Annotated in this window: 4 protein-coding genes and 1 pseudogene; 4 read left to right on the forward strand and 1 reads right to left on the reverse strand. The window is 39.5% G+C overall.

Features of this window, described 5'->3' with window-relative positions:
- Positions 1-459: 459 nt before the first annotated feature.
- The 4 genes and pseudogenes from ADICYQ_RS23545 to ADICYQ_RS23565 all read left to right on the forward strand — a co-directional run bounded on the left by ADICYQ_RS23545 (position 460) and on the right by ADICYQ_RS23565 (position 5583).
- Positions 460-1269, forward strand: coding sequence for a ThuA domain-containing protein (locus ADICYQ_RS23545; RefSeq protein WP_081652430.1), 810 nt, complete (start codon positions 460-462; stop codon positions 1267-1269).
- A gap of 21 nt (positions 1270-1290) precedes the next feature.
- The gene (locus ADICYQ_RS23550) at positions 1291-2295 is read left to right on the forward strand and encodes a Kelch repeat-containing protein (RefSeq protein WP_235114879.1); all 1005 of its coding nucleotides are present in this window, start codon (positions 1291-1293) and stop codon (positions 2293-2295) included.
- A gap of 589 nt (positions 2296-2884) precedes the next feature.
- Positions 2885-3955, forward strand: a pseudogene (locus ADICYQ_RS23555) (DUF4221 family protein).
- A 473-nt stretch (positions 3956-4428) separates the two neighbouring features.
- Positions 4429-5583 (forward strand): alpha/beta fold hydrolase, encoded by a 1155-nt coding sequence (locus tag ADICYQ_RS23565; protein ID WP_040417982.1) that lies wholly within the window; start codon positions 4429-4431, stop codon positions 5581-5583.
- Between the two features lie 2156 nt (positions 5584-7739).
- Here ADICYQ_RS23565 and ADICYQ_RS23570 read toward each other — a convergent pair.
- A complete protein-coding gene (locus ADICYQ_RS23570; protein ID WP_020894109.1) occupies positions 7740-9644 on the reverse strand; it encodes a DUF8034 domain-containing protein in 1905 nt (634 codons plus the stop codon).
- Positions 9645-10420 lie beyond the last annotated feature (776 nt).

Here is a 10420-nt window from a genome sequence, read left to right on the forward strand (position 1 = left end):
ATCTCGTAGAAATCCCCCTTGCCCCCTTTGAAAAAAGGGGGATTTGCGGAAATGATGATTTAATGTTGATTTTTTGATTATTTATGGGGATGATAAGGATTATGCGTTAAACCGTATCCGATAATCCGAACGGATCAAAATCACCCTTTCCCGGTGGCTGAGCGGAGCCGAAGCCTTAGGGTGGACTGAACGTTAAACCTACCCCTTCGACTTCGCTCAGGGTCCGGTAAAATTTATTACTTAAGCCATATTTTATAAGATAATATTTTAATACTTTAAAAATTTAAACCATATTTAGGTAACGTAACCGATAAAATTTAAATAGGATATAGATCCTATCGTCCTTATATAAATATTTGCCTTAAATCATTTACTATAAACAAAATACTTAAAGGGTATTTACCTCAGCTAATCCGGGGAAAAGCACCTATAAACACTTGTAAAACATCTATTAAAAAAATGAAAACCACGCTACACCTTTTGACCTCACTTTATATCTTCTGCCTACTCTTTTCAACGACAACTTTGCATGCAGAAGCCTTTCCACCGGAAAAGGGATTCGAACAAAAGCATGTGGTGTTTCTGATCAGTGAGGACCCTTTAAACTATGAAGCACACCTTACCGTCCCTCCTTTTGCGGAGATGCTTGATGAAAAATATGAAAACTTAAAAATTACAGTGCTAAAGGGTGAGGGCACACATGGCGCCTATCGCTTTCCTAATCTTGAGATACTAAAAGAAGCGGACCTATTGGTTGTCTTTTGCAGAAGATTGGCCCTGCCTTTTGACCAAATGACAAGCATCAAAAATTACCTGAGGTCGGGTAAACCATTGGTGGGTTTGCGAACAGCCAATCATGGGTTTTCGGTTAGAGACGAAGTGGAGCCCGGTTTCGAGGGTTGGTGGGGTTTTGTACCGGACATCTTGGGTTGTGAAAACAATGGTTATTTCCCTGAGAAATTAGGGACAATTGTGACTGCTTTCCCCGATGCTGAAGGCCATCCAATTTTAGCCGACATCGATTTGAAAAATTGGAAGAGCAAGGGGCAGGTATATAAAGTAAAGCCAATTATAGATCCAAATGCGGTAGTTTTACTGAATGGAAAGCCAAGAGGAAAATCCGACATCGAACCTATAGCGTGGACAAGAAATACAGCTTATGGTGGAAAGGTTTTTTACACCTCACTGGGATATCCTACGGATTTCAAACAAGCACCCTTTATTCAATTGGTGATCAATAGTATTCATTGGGCTTTGGAAAAAGAGTAAATTAGTAAAATGCTTTCTAAAATGAACAAGAGAAATTACCTCCTCACTATACTTTTTCTTAGCCTTTTGGTGAATGACCTGAAAGCCCAAAACCCTTTGCCCAATTGGGAAAAGGTGAGCGAAAAAGCTGACTGGCAAGCCAGGGATTCGCAAGGAGAAATGGTTTACAAAGACAAACTCTGGATTTTAGGTGGCTGGTTCGATTCCCACCATGCGCCACCAAGAGATGTATGGTCATCCCCTAATGGAAAGGACTGGGACAAAGTAGCATCAAATGCACCATGGATCCACAGTGATCTGCCCATGACTGTTGTTTATGATGACAAAATGTGGGTCATGGGAGGTTGGTACAATGGTCGGCTGGAAGGCCATTCTGCCAGCAATAGTATCTGGTCTTCCACAAATGGAAAAGATTGGGAATTGGAAAAGAAGGCAGCCTCCTGGACACCAAGAATTGCTTCAACCGTAGTGGAATTCAAAGGCAAGTTATGGTTAATGGGTGGTATAGAGAATTACTATTTTGGAGATCAAAAAAGCCTTAAAAATGATGTTTGGGTCTCCGGAAACGGTAAGGATTGGGAATTGGCCACTGCCGATGCTGGCTGGTCTCCGAGAGCTTACCACCAATCCGCAGTTCTTGACGGAAAGATGTATGTTTTCGGCGGAGGCAATTACACCCCTGAATACCATGCAAAAAACGATGTTTGGGTCACTGAAGACGGCATCAATTGGGAACAGGTAACCGAAGCTGCCCCCTGGAATGAGCGGATATGGTTTTCTTCTGTTGTTTACAGGGACTGCATCTGGATAATGGGCAGCTGGTCCAACAACCCTTACAAAAACTGGGGAGACGCCTGGTACAGCCGGGATGGCATAAACTGGATCGAATACAAGCCGAAAATTTCCTGGCCCGGCCGACACGAACATTCCGCTTTTGTTTTCCAAGACAAAATATTTGTTGCCGGAGGCATGCTCCCTCCCCTAGTCAATGACGTTTGGTCGCTGTACTTGCCTGAAGACTGGTAAAGCTCAATCTGATTTTGGTAGATAAATCCTAGCTAAACATAAAACAGAATATAAAGGCCCCAAAACCTAAAACCACATTATCCCATCACAAGATCACCACATCACCCTATCATTACATCACAAGATCACTTTATCACCACATCACCAAATTTACCCCTCAAAACTCTTTCAACTAAAGAATTAAAAATAAATTATTATATTTAACCCAATTAAGCTGGCAGCAGAAGATGGGTTGCAGCAAAAACAAATGACAACGATTTAAGGAGGCTCCGCCGATGGATCCAATTATCGTTCTTGCCATTGCATAGATCGTATAGGATACTGGACGGGAAACTACTGTTCTGAATCAGAGATGAATAACGTTATTGACAGAAATTGCACAAGCCAATTAGGAGCATATAGTCTATAGATTCCGTGATTTGCTTCAATTAATGTTAATGGGCCATATACTAAAAAGGTATGGCCTATTTAGAGTTCTCTTACTCGGAAATGAAAGATGGACCATACATTTTTCTCTGAGAGAAAATGTGTTTAATTATCTCAAATGCTACCTCTATCCAATAATTAGAAAATGTTAAAGAAAAAATATATGCGGTATTTATTCTATTTGATTCTTGTAATCTTAATTTCCTGTAAAGAAAATATTGTTGAAAATCGCTCCGATTATTTTTCCAATCTGCAATTTTCCTTAGATACGGTTCTCATTGATTCTAGTGACGAAATTATATTTTTACAATATCAGCTGTTCAGTTCTGATTTAAGCAAAGATGGTAAACACCTTTTTAATTTTAATGAGAACGATGTTGCCATTGAGAAAATAAACCTGGATGAGTTGCGTCTGGAAGAGAAGTTCCCTTTTGAAAGAGAGGGCCCGAATGGTATAGGGAGTAATGTGGCAGTAATAAAAATATATAACGAAGACCAAATTACACTAACTGGCATGAATCAAACCTCCTTGTTTTCCTTGGACGGGGAAAAGCTAAATACCGTTTATTTTGAAAACTTTTCCTTAGGTGGGCATCCCATGGAAGGTGGTGAACAATTTGGGCCAAGAGTTATACTTGATACAAACGCAGAGAGGCTATATGGATTAAGTTATCGGTACAAGGACAAAAATTATGTGTTGGGGATCCTGTATCTGAAGGACTATGAGATTTCTAAAATTGAGCTGAAGAGTTTTGAGAAAATTCCTGATTATAGTTTTAAATATACTTATACAGGTAAAGCCATTGCTCATATGACTCAGGGGCCAAAAGTAGGCATAGAAAGATTCGGTAACAAAGTGATTTTATCCAACGAAATCATAAGCACCTTAATGTGGTATGATACTGAGGTCGACTCTCTATTTATGAAAACATATAATAGTCAACTTACTGCGAATCAAAAAGAGAAAGAATATATAAAGAAACATGAAACCTCAGAATCGTTTCAGATAGAATATCGAAGATATAAGTAGGAAATTAATTTTTTGCCCCCTTTTTGGGATGAGAAAAACAAAGTCTTTTATCGGTTTTCATTTGAGGAGAATGAAAAGAAAACCAAGGTGTATTTAACAGCCTACGACGGAGAATTAAATCAGATTGGAGAATCCCTTGTTCCGCAATTGATCAAGAAACCTGCTAAACATTTCGCCAAGGACGGTCAAATTTTGGATTTATGAAAATATAAATGATGAGATGGGGATTTTGTCCGTTTGAAGATGAAAATAATTGATTAGATTTAAATACTCCTGTACTTGAAATCAAAATTTCCCTTCTACAAACAACCCGATGCTATAGACTGCGGCCCTACCTGCCTGCGCACCATTGCCAAATACCCCCCCCATACCTAAAGCTCAATCCCCCCATCACAAGATCACCAACTCACCCCATCACTACATCACTACATCACCAAATCACCCCATCACAAGATCAATAAATCACCCCTCCAAGAAGACCCTACATTTGTTATTTTTGACTTACCCTCCCTCCAGGAACCAAAAGAGCCTATTTAAGATGATTTAACGCTCCAAACTATATCCATAATTGGATTAAGATTTTAAACAAGTTATTTTTAAGTACTGATCTTCTGCATATTGGAGATTAAATAAAAATATTTAAGGCCTCCTATAGTCAACTAAAAACAAACAGTATTTTGATAGCTTTTCTACTGTTTCTTAGTGCACTCACAGGTTTTAACCTACCTCCTTCAGATACAACTCACTTCCTTTTTGTACCACTGGATCATCATACAAAGGATGCTAAGAAAATAAAAATTAGCTATACACTAGTGCATCCCTACGATAAGCAAAAGGAAACCATTCTGCTTATTGAGGATCCTTTGGACAAGTATTTTCAGGAAAGCATAGACCTCCAGCCACTGTCGGATGAATTTAATATCGTTCATATCAAAGGTAGGAATGATGCTGATGCAATTTTGAAAATTGTCAATTCTACAGGGGAAATTGATTGGGCAAAAGCTTATCAATTGCTGAATATGGACCAACAGGCAGGGGACATAGAGTGGATCCGTAAAGACTTGCTTGGAGATCGGCCAGTACATTTAATAGGCTTTTCCGGTACAGCTGCCTACTTGCATTATTACCTTGGCCTTTACCCTGAAAACGTCAAATCCTTGATTTCATTCAATCCCTTATTGTTTGACCTTCAAAAAAACCTAAACCTTACCAACCCTTCACAGTGCTTGGAAGCAATACCACTTGAAAAAGCTTCCTACCTTGATTTTTTATGGTACAACAAAACCGAAAACCTTTGTGACGAACAAACCGGGAATGAAGACATTGACCTTGCCTTTTATACTTATTTAAAATGGCAGTTCCTGTTACCGTCTATAGGAAAAGCGGATATAGCTCTGAAAGTAAGGCTTTTCGAGCACAGTTATGGATTGACTTATAATGCAGCTTCCCATTCACCAGACGCAAAGGTGGCGAAGTGGATGATTCTGGAAAGCCATGAAATCTGGACGCAGTTTGAGCACCAACCTTTCACTGTTTATGGGGTGAATTATGACCGGGGACTGGATTTTAGTGGTAAGGTATTGATTGTAGGTGCGGTACATGACAAATTGCTTTCCAGATTTTGTTATGATGTGTTGGCAGAGTTTTATTCAAATTCCACCTTATTGCTTATTCGAGACGGGCATTCCTTTGGAAAATTAGGTGGTTCCATGTTGCACAATAAACTGATTAGCTCCTTTATCAACAATGACATTCAGGGAAAAGTCACTGTTTATCAATTGCTACAGGATGAAGGTTTACTTTTTAACAAAAAGGATCGGGTAAGGTATTGAAAAGGTTAGATGTGTTTTTGTAGATTAGTTTTAGCTAGCATCTTCTTTGGTTCGATTCTTTTTATTAGTGACTGTTCTGAAGTGTAGCAACTAAAGGGAAAACCCCGCCACTGAGTATCTTTTCAGCTAAAATTAAAGGCCTCCAGCGCACAGGCAAACTCCTTGTTTTGGTTTTATTGTTTCATTGCTTACTGGATGTTACTTGAACCAAAAACTTCGCCAAACGGTGCCTGTGCCCTTGCCAATCCCTGCTTAAATTTCTTAACGCCGAAAAGCTACAAGGCGGAATATAATATAATCATTTGATTAATGATGGGCGATTTTTAACGCAATCGCTGAACTAAGGGCGGGGTGGCCGGGCCAAAACTACGAGGCGGCGTTGGGCCTTGCGGGGGGAAGATTAGTTTTGGCTAGATTTTTCTTTGGTTCGTTTCTTTTCATCAATGGAAAAGAAATGAACGCTTTACTATCAGTTAAATGTATAAATTTAAAAGCCGTTCAATGCATAAAAGCATTACTATTTCTACTTTACCAAGTCATTGATTATGACCAATGTCACTTTTTTGCTGCAGGCCTGTCCTGAGGTGAATCAGTGGTCAAAAAAGTAACCCAAAAACCCCGCCGCTGAGTATCTTTTCGACTAAAATTTAAGGCCTTTCGCACACAGGCAAACTAGGTTAGTTTAGGGTAAATTTATTTGGATTACTTTTTCGGAATTCAATCCAATTTTAATAGGCTAAGTATGCCTGTGCCTTTGCCAACTCCGCTTAAATTTCTTAACGCCGAAAAGCTACAAGGCGGAAATTAATATATCATTTGATTAATATTGGACGATTTTTAACGCATTCGCCAAACTCAGGGCGGGGTGGCCGGGCCAAAACTACGAGGCGGGGTTGGGCCTGGCGGGGGGAAGTTTAGTTTGGCTAGATTTTTCTTTGGTTCGTTTCTTTTCATCAATGGAAAAGAAATGAACGGAAAACCTCTGCTTTCAGGGATGAAATTACTAAGAAAGCCAAACTTATCATGTAGCGTTTAACCAGAAACGGTTCTATTAATTCTTTTACTTTCCTATTAGTTGAAATTTGCCAGTGATTATTTTTAAATTACAAACCAGTTTTTTACTAAACCAAGTTATATAAAATAACCATTGTCACTTTTTTGCTGCAGGCCTGCCCTGAGGTGAATCAGTGGTCAAAAAGTAACGAAAAAACCCCGCCGCTGAGTATCTTTTCGACTAAAATTTAAGGCCTTCCGCACACAGGCAAACTCCGGTATCTATGGTTTCGCTTTTAACAATTGCTATTTCTAGAGGCTCATCCTCTAAATTCTATTCCAACCATGCCTGTGTCCTTTCCATCGCTTCTTAAATTTCTTAACGTCGAAAATCTACAAGGCGGAAATTAATTTATCATATGAACTGAACCCTAATCAGGTTTATTTAAAATGCGTCATTCAGAGACTTTGAGTAGAGAAAGTCGAAGGAATGTCCAACGTGTTGAGATTGCCACATCCTTTCCCTACTCAACAGCACCCCAAAAAAGGGTTTGCAATGACGAAATGGTATATTGCTAATTCGGTACACTTCGACAAGCTCAGTGACCGAAAGACGTCATTCCGAGACTTAACATTTTAAAAGCTCAGAATTAAGATGACAGTATTCAATGCAGCACTCCAGCGGAGTGCAATCTTTGTAGCCCCGGGTAAGCCGACGCAGGAGGTGCCACCCGGGGTGTTATTGGGTTGGCTTTTTAGGGCATTAGCCTTCCGTTAGCTCAACAGTGAAAGTGGCTTTCCGCTAATGCCAGTGACACCTTACCCGTAAGTCATTATTTCTGTCATCAGTAGACTTTCCTGAAGTTTTGCTCAGAGTAATTCGAAGGAATATCTATCGTTATAAGATTGCCACACCCTTTCCTTCACTTCACCTCCCCAAAAAAGGGTTCGCAATGACGAAATGGTATATGGCTAATTCGGTACACTTCGACAAGCTCAGTGACCGAAAAACGTCATTCCGAGACATTGCTAGGGCTTGGTGTAGAGAAAGTCGAAGGAATCTCCAATGTAATGAGATTGCCATGCCCTTTCCCTCCACAACACCTTCCTAAAAAAGGGTTCGCAATGACGATAATCAGAGGCCCCGCTGTCTACGAACCCTACTAATAATTTATATCCTTTTCCGGTATATTTTCACCATGCCATGGGAAAGCATATGTCGGAGGATTTTGAAATCGGATCATTTCAATTTCCAGTTTCACAACCGATCCCGGTGATATCTCAGCTTGAAAAAATTTGTGATCGATTGTATCAAATTGGTAAGGATATTTGTCGATCATATTTACCCGTTTGATTTGGTGCTCTCCAAACATCCCACCTTGAACGATAACTTTTCTTGTTTCGGTTGGATGAAGATTAACCAATGTAAGGGAAATACCGGCATCTGTGATTTGTTCAACCAATGCTGCCATATCCGAAGGAATTCCAGTCCTCCTATTTTCAGGATCAAAATAGCGAACTGAAGTATGTAATAATCCTCCGTGGTATATGTGGTTAGGGGCACCAAGCATGGTCTGAACAATTCCTTCTAAAACAACTGGGTTCAGGTTCAACCAATGATGGACATCCTGAAAATCCGGTGTAGAAGAATCTTTTCTGATCCTATCCAGTCGGGAAAGCATTTCATTATATGTTGCCTTTAAAATATCAACAGGATAAGTGGGAACCTTCCCTTCTAAATAACCTAACCATGTTGCCGTGTTAATTTCATCTCCTTTGCCTTTTCTATAATTCAGTTTTCCCATTTCCTCAGGATCCAACAAGTCTTTTACCCTTTCCCAATCATTACTTTTTCGGGACATGTACCATAAATGCGTAGGATACATGGGTTCCATAGGACGGAAGTCGTACCATCCCCTATCATCATATCGGTGTGGAACCAATTTTTTACCATTTTCTTCCTTTGCTTCATTCGAAACAGATGCTATAACCGCATTAGGTAAAGCCAGGTAATTTTCATCTCCGGAAACCAGATATGCATTAGACGCACCAATTGTTGTGGCTTCCAGCTTATTTTTGACGCCATGAGGCCATTTCCACCCATAATACCCTCCCCACCAATTGCCATCCATATACTCTCCAATTTCTCCGGTAAGGCCCACATTATCTGGAATTATTCCATTATTTTTTTCAGTCCTTTCCCTCCAGGCTTTGACATATGAGGTTACCCATTCCTTATATTGGTCCTCCCCAGTGTACATATAGGCATTGACCATCATACTGGTTGAAGCCAAATTTAAAGGCACATCCCCCTTCATCATGCGGTTATTTAAAGCTTCCAGAATAAAGTGAAATTTTTTGTCATTGTTCCAGTCTTTTCCAGAAGTGACATTGGGAATGTCGTCATAAGGAAGGGGATAATTGCTTAAAATGGGTCTATGGGTAACCCAATCTTCAGCAGTATTTACAAACCTAGGGCCAAGGCTTCCAGTAAGGGGGGAACGAATAAGCTTCAGGGTACTGTCAAAATTGGAATTTTCGGTACCATCATCAAAATATAATTTTGCAAATTTAATGGCCCTGTTCCGCATTTTTTTATCTGTAGGATCTGCCAAGCCGAAAAAGTAAAAATAAGTATAGGACTCTCCATGATGCATCCAATCATACCCTGCATCAAATTCATCTACAATCTGCCCATAACCTGTAAACTGCCTGGTAACCCCTTCCCATAATTTTCTGGAAAGCAGATCTATTTCTTTTGGTCCGCCTAGCGCATAATACAAGGGGAAATTATAAAAGCTCTCATAACCGTCATCTGATCCATCCATTCCAGGCCATTCATCTCTCCAGATTAAAGTACCGTCAGGATTGGTGTATTTTTCAACAAACTCCATGGCAGCAGGATAGAGTGCTTCCATCATTTGCCTTTGTAGCAAAGCCCATTCCGGAGGTGGAGAAGGTGAGTGGTAGGGTACGGATTTGAGGTCAGGAATTGAATCCAATTCCTGACTTACAGCAGGATTAATAATTACTGTCACTAAAAATATTACTACTATAATGTATTTCATAATGTTTTTATTTCAGAATTAAATTTTAATTATTACCCAACACCAACATTATTTTAGCTTGGCATATAAAGTTAAAAACAAACACCGCATTATTAAAGATTTTTGTTTTATTTGATAGTAAAATTGAATATTGTAGGGTGATTATAAGTGTTTTAGGAGTCATTTTATCCTTTATTGTTACTTTTTTTCAGCAGGCCTGCCCTGAAGTGGAGCACAGTAACTCAGGGGGAAAGAAATGAACGAAAACCTCTGGTTTCAGGGATAAAATCACTTTAGAAAGCCAAATTCACCATGAAACGTTTAACCAGCAATGGTTCTATTAATACTTTTACTTTCTTATTAGAAAAGACATGAATTTACCAGTGGTGACTTTTATATTACATTTCCGTTATTTCAATACCAAGTCATTGGTTATGACCATTGTTACTTTTTTGCTACAGGCCCAAAAAGTAACCAACCTGTCCTGAAGCGAAGCAACTCAGGGAAAACCCCGCCGCTGAGTATCTTTTTGGCTAAAATTTAAGGCCTACTGCACACAGGCAAACTAGGTTAGTTTAGGGTTTATTTATTTCGATTGCTTTTCCAGTATTCAATCCCATAATGGAAAGGCTAACGATGCCTGTGCCCTTGCCAATCCCTGCTTAAATTTCTTAACGCCAAAAAGCTACAAGGCGAAAATGAATTTACCATATGACTTGAACCCAATTCAGTTTTAAGAATTATTCGTCATTCCGAGACTTTGCTGGGGCTTTGCGTAGAAAAAGTCGAAGGAATCT

It is taken from the genome of Cyclobacterium qasimii M12-11B (assembly GCF_000427295.1).
GTDB classification, from domain to species: Bacteria; Bacteroidota; Bacteroidia; order Cytophagales; family Cyclobacteriaceae; genus Cyclobacterium; species Cyclobacterium qasimii.

Excerpts from the sequence above, each read along its gene's own strand:
- ADICYQ_RS23550 (WP_235114879.1), top strand. The coding sequence starts at position 1,291 with ATGAACAAGAGAAATTACCTCCTCACTATACTTTTTCTTAGCCTTTTG.
- ADICYQ_RS23570 (WP_020894109.1), bottom strand. The coding sequence starts at position 9,644 with ATGAAATACATTATAGTAGTAATATTTTTAGTGACAGTAATTATTAAT.
- ADICYQ_RS23545 (WP_081652430.1), top strand. The coding sequence starts at position 460 with ATGAAAACCACGCTACACCTTTTGACCTCACTTTATATCTTCTGCCTA.